This window comes from Cupriavidus sp. HMR-1 (assembly GCF_000319775.1).
GTDB classification, from domain to species: Bacteria; Pseudomonadota; Gammaproteobacteria; order Burkholderiales; family Burkholderiaceae; genus Cupriavidus; species Cupriavidus metallidurans.
Genome location: NZ_ANKP01000026.1, coordinates 1 through 16,964 on the forward strand (window position 1 = coordinate 1; position 16,964 = coordinate 16,964).

At 64.1% G+C, this 16,964-nt stretch carries 16 protein-coding genes; 8 read left to right on the forward strand and 8 right to left on the reverse strand.

The genetic code is table 11. The features are described from left to right. On the reverse strand, window positions 1-1,284 hold a 1,284-nt coding region (locus tag D769_RS02400), incomplete at its 3' end, for a dicarboxylate/amino acid:cation symporter (RefSeq protein WP_040010830.1). Between the two features lie 446 nt (window positions 1,285-1,730). Here D769_RS02400 and D769_RS02405 point away from each other — a divergent pair. From D769_RS02405 to D769_RS02435, 7 genes are all read left to right on the forward strand, one after another. Continuing rightward, complete coding sequence (locus D769_RS02405; protein ID WP_008641760.1) at window positions 1,731-2,051, forward strand: ferredoxin; 321 nt, start codon at window positions 1,731-1,733, stop codon at window positions 2,049-2,051. 123 nt (window positions 2,052-2,174) lie between these two features. Further along, the gene (locus tag D769_RS02410; RefSeq protein ID WP_008641761.1) at window positions 2,175-2,819 is read left to right on the forward strand and encodes an alpha/beta hydrolase; all 645 of its coding nucleotides are present in this window, start codon (window positions 2,175-2,177) and stop codon (window positions 2,817-2,819) included. Between the two features lie 43 nt (window positions 2,820-2,862). Then, window positions 2,863-4,056 carry a D-alanyl-D-alanine carboxypeptidase family protein gene (locus tag D769_RS02415; protein WP_008641765.1) on the forward strand — a complete coding sequence of 398 codons (1,194 nt, stop codon included), beginning with the start codon at window positions 2,863-2,865 and terminating at the stop codon, window positions 4,054-4,056. Between the two features lie 17 nt (window positions 4,057-4,073). Next, complete coding sequence (locus D769_RS02420) at window positions 4,074-4,382, forward strand: YbeD family protein (RefSeq protein ID WP_008641766.1); 309 nt, start codon at window positions 4,074-4,076, stop codon at window positions 4,380-4,382. A 4-nt stretch (window positions 4,383-4,386) separates the two neighbouring features. Then, window positions 4,387-5,580 carry a class I SAM-dependent rRNA methyltransferase gene (locus D769_RS02425; protein ID WP_008641768.1) on the forward strand — a complete coding sequence of 398 codons (1,194 nt, stop codon included), beginning with the start codon at window positions 4,387-4,389 and terminating at the stop codon, window positions 5,578-5,580. Window positions 5,581-5,983: 403 nt separating this feature from the next. Continuing rightward, the gene (locus tag D769_RS02430; RefSeq protein WP_008641770.1) at window positions 5,984-6,961 is read left to right on the forward strand and encodes a nitronate monooxygenase family protein; all 978 of its coding nucleotides are present in this window, start codon (window positions 5,984-5,986) and stop codon (window positions 6,959-6,961) included. Window positions 6,962-7,001: 40 nt separating this feature from the next. Further along, window positions 7,002-7,454, forward strand: a complete 453-nt coding sequence (locus D769_RS02435) for a YbaN family protein (protein ID WP_008641772.1) — start codon at window positions 7,002-7,004, stop codon at window positions 7,452-7,454. Window positions 7,455-7,504: 50 nt separating this feature from the next. Here D769_RS02435 and D769_RS02440 read toward each other — a convergent pair whose 3' ends face one another. The 7 genes from D769_RS02440 to D769_RS02470 all read right to left on the reverse strand — a co-directional run bounded on the left by D769_RS02440 (window position 7,505) and on the right by D769_RS02470 (window position 16,027). After that, window positions 7,505-8,767 carry an AMP-binding protein gene (locus D769_RS02440; RefSeq protein WP_008641774.1) on the reverse strand — a complete coding sequence of 421 codons (1,263 nt, stop codon included), beginning with the start codon at window positions 8,765-8,767 and terminating at the stop codon, window positions 7,505-7,507. A 14-nt stretch (window positions 8,768-8,781) separates the two neighbouring features. Further along, a complete protein-coding gene (locus tag D769_RS02445) occupies window positions 8,782-9,597 on the reverse strand; it encodes an ABC transporter ATP-binding protein (protein WP_008641776.1) in 816 nt (271 codons plus the stop codon). A 62-nt stretch (window positions 9,598-9,659) separates the two neighbouring features. Continuing rightward, window positions 9,660-10,997, reverse strand: coding sequence for an ABC transporter substrate-binding protein (locus tag D769_RS02450; protein ID WP_008641778.1), 1,338 nt, complete (start codon window positions 10,995-10,997; stop codon window positions 9,660-9,662). A 63-nt stretch (window positions 10,998-11,060) separates the two neighbouring features. Then, window positions 11,061-12,137: a branched-chain amino acid ABC transporter permease gene (locus tag D769_RS02455; protein WP_008641779.1), complete on the reverse strand. Its 1,077-nt coding sequence runs from the start codon at window positions 12,135-12,137 to the stop codon at window positions 11,061-11,063. 12 nt (window positions 12,138-12,149) lie between these two features. Then, the gene (locus D769_RS02460; RefSeq protein WP_008641781.1) at window positions 12,150-13,064 is read right to left on the reverse strand and encodes a branched-chain amino acid ABC transporter permease; all 915 of its coding nucleotides are present in this window, start codon (window positions 13,062-13,064) and stop codon (window positions 12,150-12,152) included. 40 nt (window positions 13,065-13,104) lie between these two features. Further along, complete coding sequence (locus tag D769_RS02465) at window positions 13,105-14,046, reverse strand: ABC transporter ATP-binding protein (RefSeq protein ID WP_008641783.1); 942 nt, start codon at window positions 14,044-14,046, stop codon at window positions 13,105-13,107. Window positions 14,047-14,062: 16 nt separating this feature from the next. Then, the gene (locus D769_RS02470) at window positions 14,063-16,027 is read right to left on the reverse strand and encodes an AMP-binding protein (RefSeq protein ID WP_008641785.1); all 1,965 of its coding nucleotides are present in this window, start codon (window positions 16,025-16,027) and stop codon (window positions 14,063-14,065) included. A 256-nt stretch (window positions 16,028-16,283) separates the two neighbouring features. Between D769_RS02470 and D769_RS02475 the strand changes: the two genes are divergently transcribed. Continuing rightward, window positions 16,284-16,961, forward strand: coding sequence for a Crp/Fnr family transcriptional regulator (locus tag D769_RS02475; RefSeq protein ID WP_008641787.1), 678 nt, complete (start codon window positions 16,284-16,286; stop codon window positions 16,959-16,961). The last annotated feature ends 3 nt before the right edge of the window (window positions 16,962-16,964 follow it).

Consider the following 16,964-nt stretch of genomic DNA (forward strand, 5'->3'; position numbering starts at 1 on the left):
GCCGGCGTCGGCGAGGCTGCTCGCCTCATCTTCGCCCCGCAGCACGCGGGTCAGGCGGGCGCGGTCGAGCTCGTGCTCCCACGCCGAGACCACCACCGTGGCCACGCCGTTGCCGACGATGTTCGTCAGCGCGCGGCATTCGCTCATGAAGCGGTCGATACCGAGGATCAGCACCATGCCGGCCACCGGGATCGTCGGCACCACGGCCAGCGTGGCTGCCAGCGTGATGAAGCCCGAGCCGGTCACGCCGCTGGCGCCCTTCGAGGTCACCATCGCCACGGCCAGGATCGTGAGCTGCTGCATCAGCGTCAGCTCGATGTTGGTGGCCTGCGCGATGAAGATCACCGCCATCGTCATGTAGATGTTGGTGCCATCCAGGTTGAACGAGTAACCGGTCGGCACAACCAGGCCCACCACCGACTTCGAGCAGCCGAGCTTCTCCATCTTCTCCATCAGGTGCGGCAGCGCGGCCTCGGAAGAGCTGGTGCCGAGCACGATCAGCAGTTCTTCCTTGATATACGCGACGAAGCGGATGATCGAGAAACCGGTCAGGCGCGCCACGGTACCCAGCACCACCAGCACGAACACGATCGCCGTAAGGTAGAACGTGCCGATCAGCTTGAGCAGCGGAATCAGCGAGCCCAGGCCGTACTTGCCGATGGTGAACGCCATCGCGCCGAATGCGCCGATCGGGGCCACCTTCGTGATCACGTGCACGATGTGGAAGAACACCTTCGACACCTGGTCCACCATGTCGTGGATGATGCGCGCGCGCTCACCCACCACGGCCAGCGCCGATCCGAAGAACATCGAGACCATCAGGATCTGCAGGATGTCGCCGTTGGCGAATGCGCTGAAGATCGTGTCCGGGATGATGTGCATGAAGAACTCGACCGTGCTCTGACCGTGTGCCTTCGACACGTACTGCGCGATCGACTTCGTGTCCAGCGTGGCCGGATCGATGTTGAAGCCCACGCCCGGTTTGAGCACGTGCGTGGCGATCAGGCCGAGCAGCAGCGCGAACGTTGACACGATCTCGAAGTAGAGCAGCGCCTTGCCGCCCACGCGGCCCACCTTCTTCATATCGCGCATGCCGGCAATGCCGGACACCACGGTACAGAAGATGATCGGACCAATGATCATCTTGATCAGCTTGATGAAGGCATCACCGAGCGGCTTCATGGCCACGCCGGTGTCGGGCCAGTAGTGGCCCAGCAGGATGCCCACGAATATCGCGAACAGGACCTGCACGTACAGGATCTTGTAGAAGGGTTTCCTCATGATGTCGTCCTCGGTGTTTGACCGGTGCCCCGGCGCTCGATGGCGTGGCGCGTTGCGCGCCTCGACCTGAACGGCGGCGCGTCTGGAAGTAACTATTTGCAACAGGCGTGCCATCTGGGCGCCCAGCCGCAAGTCATTGATTTAAAAGAAAAGATGAGAAATCCGGCGGCACCGGGTTCCGGAATTCCGGAAATCCGGAATGCGCAGCTCCGGAGATTCGGAAGGCCAGATGGCCCTAAACCTCGATATTTGTGGAGCCTCGGTCGCATTCGGGCGCCGATCACGGCGCGAGAGCGTCCCGACGGCCCCGGCCGGGGCCCGGATTCCGGAATTCCGTGCACCACGTGTTACGCGGGTTGGTGGCCGTGAACACGTATAATTCCGAGCTTCCAATCACGGGCGATGGCAGGCCACGACGCCTCGCCACACCGCGCCCCAAGTCAGCCGTCATGAGCAGCTACTACCAACACCACGTCTTCTTCTGCCTGAACCAGCGCGACGATGGCTCCGCCTGCTGCGCCGACCACAATGCGAAGGCCATGCAGGAATACGCCAAGAAACGCTGCAAGGAGCTTGGCATCGCCGGTGGCGAAGGCCGCGTGCGCATCAACAAGGCCGGCTGCCTGAACCGCTGTGAACTTGGACCGGTGCTCGTGGTCTACCCCGAGGCCGTCTGGTACACCTTCGTCGACGAGCAGGACATCGACGAAATCATCGAAAGCCATCTGATCAACGGAAAGCCCGTGCAGCGCCTGATGGTCGATCGCTGAAACGCGTTACCCGCCGAGCCATGCCGGGTCCAGCCCGGTTTTTTGTTGTGCCGCTGTTGTAGTTCCGTAGCTGCGCTGTAGTTACCCAGTAGTTGCCCCGTTGTGCGAGAGCCGCCTGCCACCATGAACGCGCATACCCAGGTCACCACCGTCGCCGGCCCCGTCGGCGCCATCGACATCTCCATCGATCTGCCGCAGAACGCGCCCGTGCGCGGTCTGGCTCTCGTCGCGCATCCGCACCCGCTGTTCGCGGGCACCAAGGACAACAAGGTGGCGCAGACGCTGGCGCGTACCTTCGTTGCGCTGGGGTACGCCACGGTGCGCCCGAACTTCCGTGGCGTTGGCGGCACGGCCGGCGAGCACGACAAGGGCATCGGCGAGCAGGACGATCTGCTCGCCGTGATCGACTGGATGCGCACGCAGACCGCGTGGTCGCCCGACGTGGCCACGCTGCCGCTGGCGCTGGGCGGTTTCTCGTTCGGCAGCTTCGTGCAGACGCACGTGGCACGCCGTCTGGCCGAAGCTGGCACGCCCGCGCAACGCCTGGTGGTGGTGGGTACCGCCACGAGCCGCTGGGACGTGGCCAACGTGCCGGCTGACACAATCGTGATCCACGGCGAGCAGGACGACACCGTGCCGCTCGCCAGCGTGTTCGACTGGGCACGCCCGCAGGACCTGCCGGTCATCGTCATTCCTGGCGCCGACCATTTCTTTCATCGCAAGCTGCACCTGATCAAGCAGCTCGTCGTCAACGCGTGGGACCGGTGAATCGCCCCGCCCGCGCCAATCCTTTCTTGTTGGAAACCTACACATGCTGAACAGAGTCACGCCGTACGTCGCATCCGCCATTGCTCCCGTAATCGTTGCGGCAACACTCGCCGCCGCGCCCGCAGCCGTGATGGCGCAAGGCGTGCCGGTGCCACAGGTCGCCGCCAAGTCCTGGATGCTGTACGACGTGACGAGCGGCCAGGCGCTGGCGTCACAGAATGCAGATATGCGCATCGAGCCGGCGTCGCTGACCAAGCTGATGACGGCCTACCTGGCGTTCGAGGCGCTCAAGGAAAAGCGCCTGACGCTGGATCAGACCGTCACGCCGACCGACATCGTGCGCAAGGTGAAAAGCGATGAATCGCGCATGTTCATCGAAGCCGGCAAGCCGGTCAGCGTGCAGGACCTGCTGCTGGGCCTGATCGTCCAGTCGGGCAACGACGCCTCGCTGGCGCTGGCCGAAGCCGTGGGCGGCTCGGAAGAAGGCTTCGTCGTGATGATGAACCGTGAAGCCCAGCGCATGGGCATGAAGAACACGCACTTCACGAACACCGACGGTGTGCCCGATCCGAACCACTACACCACGGCGGTGGACCTGGCGATCCTGACCACGCGCCTGATCAAGGACTTTCCCGAGTACTACTCGATGTACTCGCAGAAGGAGTTCACCTATAACAAGATCAGGCAGCCGAACCGCAACCGTCTGCTGTACATCGACCCGACCGTGGACGGCGTGAAGACCGGCCACACGAAGTCCGCGGGCTACTGCCTGATTTCGTCGGCAAAGCGTCCGCTGGCCAATGTGCCCAACGGCTCGCGCCGACTGGTGTCGATCGTGATCGGCACGGCCACCGAGCAGATCCGCACACAGGAAAGCCTGAAGATCCTGAACTACGGCTTCCAGTTCTTCGACACCCTGCGCCTGTACGACAAGGGCCAGGTGCTGGCCACGCCCGACATCTACAAGGGCAAGACCGGCACGATCAAGATCGGCGTGGCCAACGAGACGTTCGTCACGGTGCCCAAGGGCACGGGCTCGCGCCTCAAGCCGGTGCTGGAGCGCCAGGAACTGCTGATCGCGCCGATCACGGCCGGCCAGCAGGTGGGCACCGTCAAGCTGATGGACGGCGCCAACAAGGTGGCGGAATTCCCGGTGGTGGCGCTCGAGGAAGTGCCGGAGGCCGGCTTCTTCGGCCGCCTGTGGGATACGATCCGCCTCTGGTTCAAGCGCAAGTAAGAGTTCAAGGATTCGAGATGTCTACAGATTCGAACAACGGTCCGCTGATTCCGGGGGAGATTCCGCCGGAACAGTCGCTGATCGAGTACCCGAGCGATTTCCCGATCAAGGTCATGGGCGCGATGCAGGATGGCTTCGCCGAAGCGATCGTGACCCTGATCCAGGACTTCGACCCGAACTTCCACGCCGGCAAGATGGAGATGCGTCCGTCCCGCAACGGCAACTATCTGGGGCTGACGGTGACCGTGTGGGTCACGAGCCGCGAGCAGCTCGACGAGCTGTATCGCGCGCTGACCGGGCATCCGATGGTCAAGGTGGTGCTGTAACCGCATGAACGTCATCACCCTCAAGCCGGGCAAGGAAAAGTCCCTGCTCCGGCGCCATCCGTGGGTCTACGCCACGGGCATCGCCGCTACCGAAGGCCGTTGCGAACCGGGATCGACCGTGGTCATCCGCAGCGCGGACGGCCGCTTCCTGGCGCGCGGCGCGTACAGCCCCGAATCACAGATCCGCGCGCGCGTCTGGACGTTCGACGAGAACGAGCCGGTCGATCACGCGATGTTCAAGCGCCGCGTGTCGGCGGCCCTGGCACACCGCAAGCAATGGGTGCGCGACACCAACGCCGTGCGCCTGATCTTCGGCGAATCCGACCGCCTGCCAGGTCTGATCGTCGACTACTACGGCCAGGGCGAACGCGGCCAGCTCGTCTGCCAGTTCAACGCCGCGGGCGTGGAGCAATGGAAGGACGCGCTGGTGCAGGCGCTGATCAAGGAAACCGGCTGCCCGAACGTCTACGAACGTTCTGACGCGGCGGTGCGCCAGCGCGAAGGACTGCCGCTGGTGACCGGCGTGCTGGCCGGTGCCGAGCCCGACCCGGAACTGTCGGTGACCGAGCACGGCGTGCGCTACCACGTCGACGTGCGCAACGGCCACAAGACCGGCTTCTACGTGGACCAGCGTGACAACCGCAAGCTCGTCGGCGACCTCGCCGAGGGCCGCGAGGTGCTGAACTGCTTCTGCTACACCGGCGGCTTCTCGCTGGCGGCGCTGCGTGGCGGCGCCACGTCGGTGACGTCGATCGATTCGTCGGGCGAGGCGCTCAAGATCGCGGCCAGCAACGTGACGCTGAACGGTTTCGATCCGGCGCGCGCCACGTGGCTCGACGCGGATGTCTTCAAGACGCTGCGCGAGTTCCGCGCCGAGGGCCGTCAGTTCGACCTGATCGTGCTGGACCCGCCCAAGTTCGCGCCGTCGGCACAGCATATCGACCGTGCGGCCCGCGCTTACAAGGAAATCAACCTGGTCGGAATGCAGTTGCTGCGTCCGGGCGGCCTGCTGTTCACGTACTCGTGCTCGGGTGCGATCAGCATGGAGCTGTTCCAGAAGATCGTGGCGGGCGCGGCCACCGATGCGCGCTCGGATGCGCGCATCCTGCGCCGCCTGTCGGCCGGCACGGACCATCCAATGTCGGCGGCCTTCCCGGAAGGCGAATATCTGAAGGGTCTGCTGCTCGAAAAGATCTGACCGGAATCAGGGGACGGGCCGAAAATCGCCCGGAAAGGCCAAACTCAGGGTTTTCCGGAATTGTCCTCGGCCTGACTTCTTGCGGTCACAAACAGCTACTAAGATTCGTCTCACGGTAAGGCATTGGCAGGTGTCTGACCGTCTCTTCTTATCAGTCTTCGTGGTAATCGCCCCGCTAACCCAGCGGGGCCTTTTTTTTGGCTCTGCGCTAACTCACGACTCGTCGTGGCTTTCAGCAAGCAGGCAAGGTCTCGCGCGCCAACCGCGCAGGGGACGATTGGCAGGATTCCCATTCCAGACCCCAAGGCAAGCGCATAGACTGCGCCCTCTAGCCCGGCGCCACGCTACCCGAAACTCCCTATAATCGAACGATCGTTCCATAACACGGATGTGAGGAGACTTCATGCCTGCCGCCAAGCTTATTCCGCCAGTGCTGCAAAACCTGGCCCTGCCCGTTATCGCGTCGCCAATGTTCATCGTCAGCTATCCGGAACTGGTGCTGGCGCAGTGCAAGGCCGGCATCGTCGGCTCGTTCCCCGCGTTAAACGCGCGCCCCGCCGAACTGCTCGATGAATGGCTGACCCAGATCCAGGCGGAACTGGCCAACTTCAAGGCGGCGAATCCCGGCAAGCCGGTGGGCCCGATCGCGGTCAACCAGATCGTGCACGCCTCCAACGCGCGCCTCGAGCATGACGTGAAGGTCTGCGTCGAACACAAGGTGCCGATCTTCATCACGTCGCTGCGCGCGCCGCCCAAGGAAATGATCGACGCCGTGCACAGCTACGGCGGCATCGTGCTGCACGACGTCATCAATATTCGCCACGCCGAAAAAGCGATCGAGGCCGGCGTTGACGGCCTGATCCTGGTGGCGGCCGGCGCGGGCGGCCATGCCGGCACGCTATCGCCGTTCGCGCTGGTGGGCGAAGTGCGCAAGTTCTTCGACGGCCCGATCGCGCTGTCCGGCTCCATCGCCACCGGTGAAGCCGTGCTGGCCGCGCAGGCCATGGGCGCGGATTTCGCCTACGTGGGCACACGCTTCATCGCATCGCAAGAGGCGCACGCAGCGCTCGAGTACAAGCAGTCGATCACCAGTTCGGCCGCGTCGGACATCATCTACACGAACCTGTTCACGGGCGTGCACGGCAACTACATCCGCGAGAGCATCGTCAATTCGGGGCTCGATCCGGAGAACCTGCCCGTGGCCGACAAGAGCAAGATGGACTTCTCCAGCGGCAGCTCGAAGGCCAAGGCATGGAAGGACATCTGGGGCGCCGGTCAGGGCGTGGGCCAGATCGAAGACATCCCCACCGCCGGAGAGATCGTGGCGCGCATGAAGAGCGAGTACGACGCCGCGCGCGCCCGCCTGGGGCTGGTAGCATAAGGGCGTTTCCGCCCTTGGCGCGCTAGCCGCATTTCTCCAGTTGCAACCAGACGACCCCGAACGCCAGACCACGCTAACGCACCGCGAACGCGCCATTCGCGCGTTCTGGGTCACTTGCGGCACCCTGAGCCTCGCGCTTGGGGTCATCGGCATCTTCCTGCCAGTCCTCCCCACCACACCATTCGTCCTGCTGGCGGCCGCGTGCTTTGCGCGTGGCTCGGAGCGCTTTCATCGCTGGCTGCTCGCACATCACCGCTTCGGTCCGCTCGTGCACGATTGGCAGACCCACCGCAGCATCCCGTTCCGGGCCAAATGCCTGGCGTTGTCGATGATGTGGCCTTCGATGACCATCACGGCATGGATGATGCGCGAACGGCCGGTGGCGTCGATCACGCTGATCGCGATCGCGCTGGGAACCACCGTGTGGATGGTGCGCCTGCCCACGCGGCCTCGCGGTGGCCATGCGCGGAGCAGCAACGCGCAGCCGGAATGATCCGGCGTGCGGATCAGGCGGCCGCGCGGGTCGGCACACGTCAGTCGTAGTCAGTCGTAACTACGCGCATCCTCGATCACCTTGCCATCCTGCGGCAGCGATCCTGCCGGCACGAAGCGGACTTCGCCACGCAGCCGCAGGACTTCGCGCATGGATTCACGGATGGCCGCCGCCAGCGCCTCGTCTTCGCACGTGACGTCGCAATGCAGCGTCATCACATCGGCCCCAACCGTGCCTGTCACGATCAGCCGCGCCGCGCGAATCTCCGCATGACGCCGAACGACATCGGCTACCTGCCCTGGGTGTACGAACATCCCCTTGACCTTGGTGGCCTGGTCCGCGCGCCCGAGCCATCCCTTGAGCCGGATATTGGTCCGGCCGCACGGGCTTGCCCGATGCGACGAATCGGCCACGATCGCCGACAGGTCGCCCGTGCCAAAGCGGATCAACGGGTAGTCGCCATTGCCGAGCACCGTCACCACGACCTCGCCGACTTCGCCTTCCGGCATCGGCTCCGTGCCGCCCGGCTCGACGATCTCGACCAGCACGCCCTCGTCGACCACCCAGCCATCGCCGCCTTCGGTCTCATAGGCGATCAGGCCGAGATCGGCGGTGCCATACATCTGCCGCGCGGTGATGCCATGGTCCTGCAGCCAGGCACGCAGCGCGGGCGGACAGGCCTCGCCACTGACCAGCGCCTTGGAAATGCTGGAGCACGCCATGCCCATCTCCTCGCCCCGCTCGATCAGCAGCTTCAGGAACGACGGTGTGCCCGCGTAGGCGGAAGGCTGCAGACTGGCCATCGCCTGCACCTGGGATTCGGTCTGCCCGACGCCGGCCGGAAACACGCAGCATCCAAGCCGATGCGCACCCGACTCCATCATCATGCCGGCCGGCGTGAAGTGGTATGAGAACGTGTTGTAGACCAGATCGCCCTCACGGAAGCCGGCGGCGAACATGGCGCGCGCCGTGCGCCACCAGTCTGGTCCATGACCGTCGGGCTCGTGGATCGGGCCCGGCGACTGGAACACATGCCGCAGATCGCGCAGCGGGGTCGCGTTCAGGCCGCCTAACGGCGGCGCGATACGCTGCTGCATGGTCATTTCGGACTTGCGTGTGACCGGCAGCGTCGCCAGCGCGGCTCGCGACGTGATGTCGCGCGCGTCGATGTCGCAGAGTATCTCCGCGAAGTAAGCCGCGCGCGACTGCGCATGGGCAATCTGCCGCACCAGGGCGGCAAACAGCGCCGCCTCGCGTTCGGCCGGGTTGCGTGTCTCGAGTGCATCGAAGTATTCAACAGGATCAGCAGCCATGGTCTGTCTTGTGTTCACGCCAGCCAGCGCTTGCGGCGGCGGTAGCTCTTCACATCGCGGAACGACTTGCGCGCGGCACCATCCGCATCGTTGGCGGCCACGCCCAGGTAGAACTCCTTGACGTCCTCGTTGGTGCGCAGCGATTCCGCATCGCCATCCATCACCACGCGGCCGTTTTCGAGGATGTAACCGTAGTCGGCATGGCGCAGCGCCACCATCGTGTTCTGCTCGGCCAGCAGGAAGCTGACGCGCTCGCGGGTATTCAGGTCACGCACGATCTCGAAGATCTCCTCGACGATCTGCGGCGCCAGGCCCATCGACGGCTCGTCGAGCAGGATCATCGCCGGCTTGGCCATCATGGCTCGCCCGATCGCGCACATCTGCTGCTCGCCACCGGACGTATAGCCGGCCTGCGATTTGCGGCGCGTCTTCAGGCGCGGAAAGTACGCGTAGATCTTCTCGAGTTCATCGCGCGTCTGGCCGCGCGACAGCCCACGGGTATAGGCGCCCGTCAGCAGGTTCTCCTCGATCGTCAGGTGCGCGAAGCAGTGGCGCCCCTCCATGACCTGGATCACGCCGCGTTTGACCAGATCGTTTGGCGTGAGCTGGTCCACGCGCTGCCCGCGATATTCGATCGAGCCCTTGGTGACATCGCCACGCTCCGCATGCAGCAGATTCGAGATCGCCTTGAGCGTGGTGGTCTTGCCCGCGCCATTGGCGCCCAGCAATGCCACGATGCGACCCTCAGGCACTTCGAGCGACACGCCCTTGAGCACGAGAATCACGTGGTCGTAGATGACTTCGATGTTGTTGACGGATAGAAGGGTCATGTCCGCATCCCAGATCGTTTTGCTCCCCGCCCCCACGAGTGGGAGCGGGGGAAAGACAACGCCTACGACTTCATGCAAGCCGGCGTGATGCCCTTCTCCTTCGCGTACTGCGCCGCCGTGGCCTTGAACAGCGGGTGAATCAGGCTCTTGTTGCCTTCGATCCAGTCGGACACCACCACCCACTTGGCGCCGTCCCACTGCTGGATCTTCACCTTGCCGGAGCCCTCGTGGTTGTCGCAGCTCGTCTTGATCTCCGGCAGCAGGCCGGTGGCGCCAACCTGCTGCAACCGCGCGCTGGTCAGGTTCAGGTTCTCGAAGGCCCAGCGCATTTCGTCGCCGTTCATCACCTTGCCCTTGCCGAACTTCGCCTGCGCCCCGCGGATGGCTTCGACGGTCACCACGGCCGCCGACACGCCGCGGTTATAGAGCACCGAGCCGACCTTGTTGCGATCCTGCATGTTGCCCTTGCCGGCGCCGTAGACCACCTTCTCGATGTCAGCGATCAACGGCACGTTCTTGCCAGCCACATTCCAGGTGGCGCTCATATAGCCCTTGGCGGCCTCGCCGGCCGGTACCGTGTCCTCCTCGGACCCGGCCCACCACGACCCGATCATCTTGTCGCGCGAGTAGCCGACCTTCTGCGCGGCCTTCAGCGCGGTCTGGTTCATCACGCCCCAGCCCCAGAAGATCACGTAGTCAGGATTCTCCTGGCGGATCTTGAGCCACTGCGCGCCCTGCTCGTTGCCCGGGTGCGCCACGGGAATCTCGACCAGGTTGAACTTGCCGAGCTTGGCTTCGGCCTCGAGCGCGACGATCGGCTCCTTGCCGTAGGCCGAATCGTGATACAGGTAGACGATCTTCTTGCCGGCCAGCGATCCGCCGTTCTTCGACGTCAGGAACTTGACGATGGCCGATACCTGCATCTGGTACGTCGTCACCAGCGGAAACGCATACGGGAAGACCGAGCCATCCACGGCATCGGTACGTCCGTAGCCCATCATCACCAGCGGCACCTTGTCTGCTGCGGTCTTGTCGACCAGCGCGTACGAGATACCCGTGGACATCGTGTGATAGGCGGTGCCCTTGCTCGCGCTGCTCTTGGCCTTCAGGCGCTCGTAGCACTCCACGCCCTTGGCGTTGTTGTACTCGGTCTCGCACTCTTCCCAGCTCAGCTTGACGCCGTTGACGCCACCCTCCTTGAGATTGACGTAGTTCAGGTAGTCCACAAAGCCGCCATAGAACGACTGGCCGTTGGCGCCGTACGGGCCAACACGGTAGCTTGGCAGCGCGACGAACTGATCATTGGTTTGCGCCAGCGCCGGCAAGGCCGGTACCAGCATGGCAGCCGCGACGCTGACCACAAGGGCGGCGCGCTGCACGTTGCGAAACACGGTTGTCATCACAGTCTCCTTCACCTCGATCGGGCGTTGTTATGGGAACGACATGAAATACGGGGCACAGGGCTAGTGCGGGAACGGCCACAGGCGCAGTTTCTCCTTGGCGATCTGCCAGAGGCGAGCCAGCCCATGCGGCTCGACGATCAGGAAGAAGATAATCAACCCGCCGAACACCATAAGCTGGATATGCGACACCGTGGCGTTCGTGAACGGCAGGTGCAGCAACGACGCCAGCGCGGGCAGCACGTTGTCGAGAAAGATCGGCAGCAGCAGGATGAATGCGGCGCCCAGGAACGAGCCCAGGATGCTGCCCACGCCGCCGATGATGATCATGAACAGGATGCGGAACGACAGATCGAGCGAGAAGCCATCAGGCTCCACCGAGCCGAGATAGCAGAACGCATACAGCGCGCCGGCCACGCCGCAATAGAAGGAACTGACTGCGAACGCCAGCAGCTTGGTCCGCATCAGCGGAATGCCGATCACCTCGGCCGCCACATCCATGTCGCGCACCGCCATCCACGCGCGGCCCGTGGCCGAGCGCACCAGGTTCTTGGCGATCAGCGCCAGCACGGTGACGATGCCCAACACAAACAGATACTTCTTCACCGGGGTGTCGATCGCCACGCCAAACAGGTCGAGCCGCTGCGCCGTGATCACGCCCGAGGAACTGTTGTTCGACAACCAGGGAAACTTGGTCAGCGCCCACACCACGAAGAACTGCGCGGCCAGCGTGGCCACCGCCAGGTAGAAGCCCTTGATGCGCAGCGACGGCAGCCCGAACGCCACACCCACCACCGCCGCCGACGCGCCGGCCAGGATGAACGTCAGCAGCACCGGAATGCCTTCGATCCGAAGCTGGAAGTTGTAGGCCGCGTACGCGCCCACCGCCATGAATGCAGCCGTGCCGAGCGAGAGCTGGCCAGCGTAGCCGGTGAGAATGTTGAGCCCAAGCGCCGCCAGCGAGAAGATCAGGAACGGCGTCAGGATGGCGCTGAGCCAGTATTCGGTGCCGACGAACGGAATTGCCACGAACGCCACCGCCATCAGCAGGGCAAAGAAGATGCGGTCCTGCCGGATCGGGAAAATCTGGCTGTCGGCAACGTAGCTGGTCTTGAACTGTCCGGATTCGCGATAAAGCATGTCGGTTCTCCGTCAGACGCGGTCAATGTGCTTCTCGCCGAACAACCCCTCTGGCCGTACGAGCAGAAACAGCAACGCGAACACATACGGGAACCAGCCTTCGATCCCCCCGAAATTGCCGCCGAACACCGACTGGAACACCGGCGGGATGTAGATCTCGGCCAGCTTCTCCGATGCGCCGATGATCAGCCCGCCCACGATCGCGCCGGGCACCGACGTGAAGCCGCCGAGAATCAGCACCGGCAGCGCCTTGAGCGCGGTCAGCGTCAACGCGAACTGCACGCCATTGCGCGAGCCCCACAACATGCCGGCCACCAGCGCCACGAATCCGGCCACGCCCCAGACGATGGCCCAGATGTTCTGCAGCGGAATCCCGAGCGAAAGCGCGGCCTGATGGTCGTCCGCCACCGCGCGCAGCGCGCGGCCGACCTTGGTGTACTGGAAGAACAGCGCCAGCCCCCCCACCAGCACCGCCGCAATCAGCGCGGCGGCCAGATCGAACTTCGACACGACGATGTTGAAGCGCGTCAGGATCGATTCGATCGGCTCGTCGACGATGCCGAGCTGGATCGGCCGCACCTCGTTGCCGAAAAGCAGCGGCCCCAGCCCCTCCAGGAAGAACGACAGCCCGATCGTGGCCATGAACAGCGTGATTGGGGGCTGGTTGACCAGCTTGCGCAGCACGAAGCGCTCGGTGCTCATGCCGACGATGATCATGACGATGAACGCGCCGATCACGGCGGCCCACATCGGCAGACCCTTGTCCATCAGACCGACCACGGCAAGCGCGGCGAAGTAGACCATCGCGCCCTGCGCGAAGTTGAACACGCCGGACGCCTTGTAGATCAGCACGAAGCCCAGTGCCACGAGCGAGTACATCAGTCCTGACAGCAAGCCGCCGATCAGGATTTCGAAGAAGAAACTCATCGCCGCTATCCTCTCAATGCTCTCTATGACCCCGGGGCGCTCAGTGCGCCGTGCCGAGATATGCGCGAATCACGTCCGGGTTCGACTTGACCTCATCGGGCGTGCCGTCGCCGATTTTCTTGCCGTAGTCGAGCACCACCACGCGGTCGGAGATATCCATCACCACGCCCATGTCGTGCTCGATCAGCACAATGGTGGTGCCGAACTGATGGTTCACGTCCAGGATGAAACGGCACATGTCCTGCTTCTCTTCCACGTTCATGCCCGCCATCGGTTCATCGAGCAGCAGCATCGACGGTTCCGCGGCCAGCGCGCGCGCCAGCTCCACGCGCTTCTGCAGGCCGTAAGGCAGCCTGCCGACCGGTGTCTTGCGGATCGCCTGGATTTCGAGAAAGTCGATCACCTCCTCGACCTTGCGGCGATGACGCATCTCCTCGGCGCGTGCCGGCCCCCACCACAGCGCGTGCGCGAACACGCCCGTGCGGAACTGCGTGTTGCGGCCGGTCATGATGTTGTCCAGCACGGTCATGCCCTTGAACAGCGCGATGTTCTGGAACGTCCGGGCGATGCCCTGCCGCGCCGCTGCCGTGGGATGCATCTGGCGACGCTCCTGCCCACGAAACACGATGCGGCCCTGCTGCGGGTGATAGACGCCGTTGATCACGTTCAGCATCGAGCTCTTGCCCGCGCCGTTCGGGCCGATGATTGCGCGGATCTCGTGCTCGCAGACGTCGAACGAGATATCGGTCAGCGCCTTCACGCCGCCGAACGACAGCGAAATGTTCTGCAGATCGAGAATCACGTCGCCGCGCGTGCGGACGTGGGACGTCGATTCTGGCTCGCGCGCACTGTCGGGCCGCGGGCTGTCGCCGTGCGTGCCCTCCACGTGCCCGGCCGGAGCAATCGCGCCCGGCGGCACCAACGTGCCTGTGGCGTCCACGCGGGCCATGCCGCCTTGCCACGCTGTCTGGGTGACCGTCATGCCATACCCTCCGTGCTCACGCCGCGCGCGCGCCGCCTACGGGCGGGAAGCGCTTCACATCCACCAGCTTCAGCGTGGCCGACACGCTGCCCTCGCGCCCATCCTCGAACTTCACGCGCGTCTCGATGAACTGCTCGGGCTTGCCCGCATAGAGCGCGTCGACCAGCACGCCGTACTTCTCCGCGATGAAGCCGCGCCGCACCTTGCGCGTGCGCGTGAGTTCGTCGTCGTCCGGATCGAGTTCCTTATGCAGGATCAGGAAGCGTGCGATCTGCGACCCAGCCAGCATCGCATCGGCGGCCAGATCGGCGTTCACCTGCTCGACGCATTCGGCCATCATCGCGATCACGTCGGGCTGGGCAGCCAGGTCGACGTAGCCCGCATAGGGCAGATGGCGGCGCTCGGCCCAGTTGCCCACGGCGTCGAAGTCGATATTGATAAACGCGCAGACCCGGTCGCGGTCGGTACCGAAGGCCACCGCTTCCTTGATGTACGGGAAGAACTTGAGCTTGTTTTCGATGTACTTGGGCGCGAACATCGAGCCATCGGCCAGCTTGCCCACGTCCTTGGCCCGGTCGATGATCTTGAGGTGCCCGTCGGCATCGATCACGCCGGCGTCGCCAGTCAGGAAGTAGCCCTCGTCATTGATCGCCTCGCGTGTGGCGTCGTCGCGCTTGTAGTAGTTCTTGAGCAGCCCCACGCCGCGCACCAGCACTTCGCCGTTCTCGGCGATGCGGATCTCCATGCCTGGGGCGGCCGGTCCCACCGTATCGAACTTGACCTGTCCGTCCGGCTGCAGGCAGACGTACGCGCAGGTTTCGGTCTGGCCGTAGAACTGCTTCAGATTGATGCCGATCGAGCGATAGAAGCGGAACAGGTCCGGACCAATCGCCTCGCCTGCCGTGTAGCCCACGCGGATGCGGCTCATGCCAAGCACGTTGCGAAGCGGGCCGTAGATCAGCGCTTCACCCAGCGCGTAGCGCAGACGATCCAGCGTCGCTACCGGCCGCTTGTCGAGGATGTCCGCGCCGCAACGGCGCGCCACGTTCATCGCCCATTGAAAGAGGCGGCGCTTGACCCAGCCCGCGTCCTCCATGCGAATCATGACCTGCGTCAGCAGCCCTTCATAGATGCGCGGCGGTGCGAAGTAGTAAGTCGGGCCGATCTCGCGCAGATCTGTCATCACGGTCTCGCGAGACTCCGGGCAGTTCACTGTGAAGCCTGCCACCAGCGCCTGCGCGTACGAGAACAGGTTGTCGCCTACCCAGGCCATCGGCAGGTACGACAGCACGTCGTCATCGGCACCAAGGCCATCGAACTGGCAGCCGTTACGGGCCGAGCCAATCAGGCCCGCATGCGAGTGGCATACGCCCTTCGGTTTGCCAGTGGTGCCGGATGTATAGAGGATGATGGCCGTGTCTTCCGGCGCGCCGGCCTGCACTGCCGCGTCAAAGAATCCGGGGTTCGCGCGGTCGAACTCGCGGCCGATCTCCTGCACGCGTTCGTACGAAAGCAGCGACGGGTGATCGTAATCGCGCAGTCCGCGTGGGTCTTCGTAGATCAGGTGGCGTACCGCGCGGCCTCGCGCGGCGAGCTGCGATTCCACTTCGAGCAGCTTGTCGACCTGTTCCTGGTCCTCGACGATCGCGAACTCGATCTCCGCATCGTCGAGCACATAGATCATCTCGTTGGCGATCGCGTCCTGGTACAGCGGCACCGGAATGCCTCCCAGCGCCTGGGCGGCGGTCATGGCCCAGTACAGACGCGGACGGTTATCACCGACCACGGCCAGGTTCATGCCGCGCCGGAAGCCCAGCGCCGCGAGCCCACAGGCAAGTGCCCTTACCTCGTTCGCGGTCTGCGCCCAGCCATATGTCTGCCAGATACCGAGATCCTTCTCGCGATAGGCCGGATGATCGGGCCGCTGCGTGGCGTGCGCCAGCAGGCATCGCGGGAAGGTCGTTGCCGACGATTCCTGCATCGCTGTCTCCTCTCCACCATCGGACGCAGGGTTGGTTCCCTACGGGCCACGCCGGGTATCAAGCCCCTAGACCGGTCGTTATACTGGGCACGTCACATGCGGCGCTGCCGCACTGCATCATGCCTGCCTTGCCTGTTAGTGCGATCGCATCTGAATGTGCTGGCAAAGGCCGGTTCCGCGTGATCGTAAGATAGCCGATGCCATCCCCCGGGGTTGTCACGCCGATGACAATTCCGGGTTAATCCCTACGATTGAGATGACCGCCACCAACAACGACTTCATCGACCGATGCGCCTGGGCCATCAACCTGAGCCCCGAACAGCGCGCGCGTGTCAAACGTGTGACTGCGGTGCGCGAGTACAGCCAGGGCGAGTATGTCTGCCACAAGGGCGAGATGGCCGAGCACTGGCTCGGCGTCGTGGAGGGCGTGGTCAAGATCACAACTGTCTCGCCGTCGGGCAAGTCGGTCACGTTCACGGGCGTGCCCACGGGCGGATGGTTTGGCGAAGGCGCGGTGCTCAAGCACGAGATCCGCAAGTACGACGTCATGGCGCTGCGCCGGTCACGCATCGCCTTCATTCCCATCGAGACTTTTCAGTGGTTGCTGGATACCAGCCTGCCGTTCACGCGATTTCTGCTGATGCAACTCAATGACCGGCTTGGCCAGTTCATCGCGGCGGTCGAATACGAACGGCTGCTCGACATCGATTCGCGCGTGGCGCGCGCCGTGTCGTCGCTGTTCAATGAGAGCCTCTATCCCGGCATTGGCACCACGCTCGAAATCTCGCAGGAAGAGATCGGACTGCTCGCCGGCATCTCGCGTCAGCGCGCGAACCAGGCCCTCAAGGTGCTGGAACAGCAGGGGCTGGTACGCGTGGATTATGGTGTGATCGAAGCACTCGATCTGGAGGGACTGCGGCAGTATGGGGAATGACGA

Excerpts from the sequence above, each read along its gene's own strand:
- D769_RS02405 (WP_008641760.1), top strand. The coding sequence starts at position 1,731 with ATGAGCAGCTACTACCAACACCACGTCTTCTTCTGCCTGAACCAGCGC.
- D769_RS02410 (WP_008641761.1), top strand. The coding sequence starts at position 2,175 with ATGAACGCGCATACCCAGGTCACCACCGTCGCCGGCCCCGTCGGCGCC.
- D769_RS02415 (WP_008641765.1), top strand. The coding sequence starts at position 2,863 with ATGCTGAACAGAGTCACGCCGTACGTCGCATCCGCCATTGCTCCCGTA.
- D769_RS02420 (WP_008641766.1), top strand. The coding sequence starts at position 4,074 with ATGTCTACAGATTCGAACAACGGTCCGCTGATTCCGGGGGAGATTCCG.
- D769_RS02425 (WP_008641768.1), top strand. The coding sequence starts at position 4,387 with ATGAACGTCATCACCCTCAAGCCGGGCAAGGAAAAGTCCCTGCTCCGG.
- D769_RS02430 (WP_008641770.1), top strand. The coding sequence starts at position 5,984 with ATGCCTGCCGCCAAGCTTATTCCGCCAGTGCTGCAAAACCTGGCCCTG.
- D769_RS02440 (WP_008641774.1), bottom strand. The coding sequence starts at position 8,767 with ATGGCTGCTGATCCTGTTGAATACTTCGATGCACTCGAGACACGCAAC.
- D769_RS02445 (WP_008641776.1), bottom strand. The coding sequence starts at position 9,597 with ATGACCCTTCTATCCGTCAACAACATCGAAGTCATCTACGACCACGTG.
- D769_RS02450 (WP_008641778.1), bottom strand. The coding sequence starts at position 10,997 with ATGACAACCGTGTTTCGCAACGTGCAGCGCGCCGCCCTTGTGGTCAGC.
- D769_RS02455 (WP_008641779.1), bottom strand. The coding sequence starts at position 12,137 with ATGCTTTATCGCGAATCCGGACAGTTCAAGACCAGCTACGTTGCCGAC.
- D769_RS02460 (WP_008641781.1), bottom strand. The coding sequence starts at position 13,064 with ATGAGTTTCTTCTTCGAAATCCTGATCGGCGGCTTGCTGTCAGGACTG.
- D769_RS02465 (WP_008641783.1), bottom strand. The coding sequence starts at position 14,046 with ATGACGGTCACCCAGACAGCGTGGCAAGGCGGCATGGCCCGCGTGGAC.
- D769_RS02470 (WP_008641785.1), bottom strand. The coding sequence starts at position 16,027 with ATGCAGGAATCGTCGGCAACGACCTTCCCGCGATGCCTGCTGGCGCAC.
- D769_RS02475 (WP_008641787.1), top strand. The coding sequence starts at position 16,284 with ATGACCGCCACCAACAACGACTTCATCGACCGATGCGCCTGGGCCATC.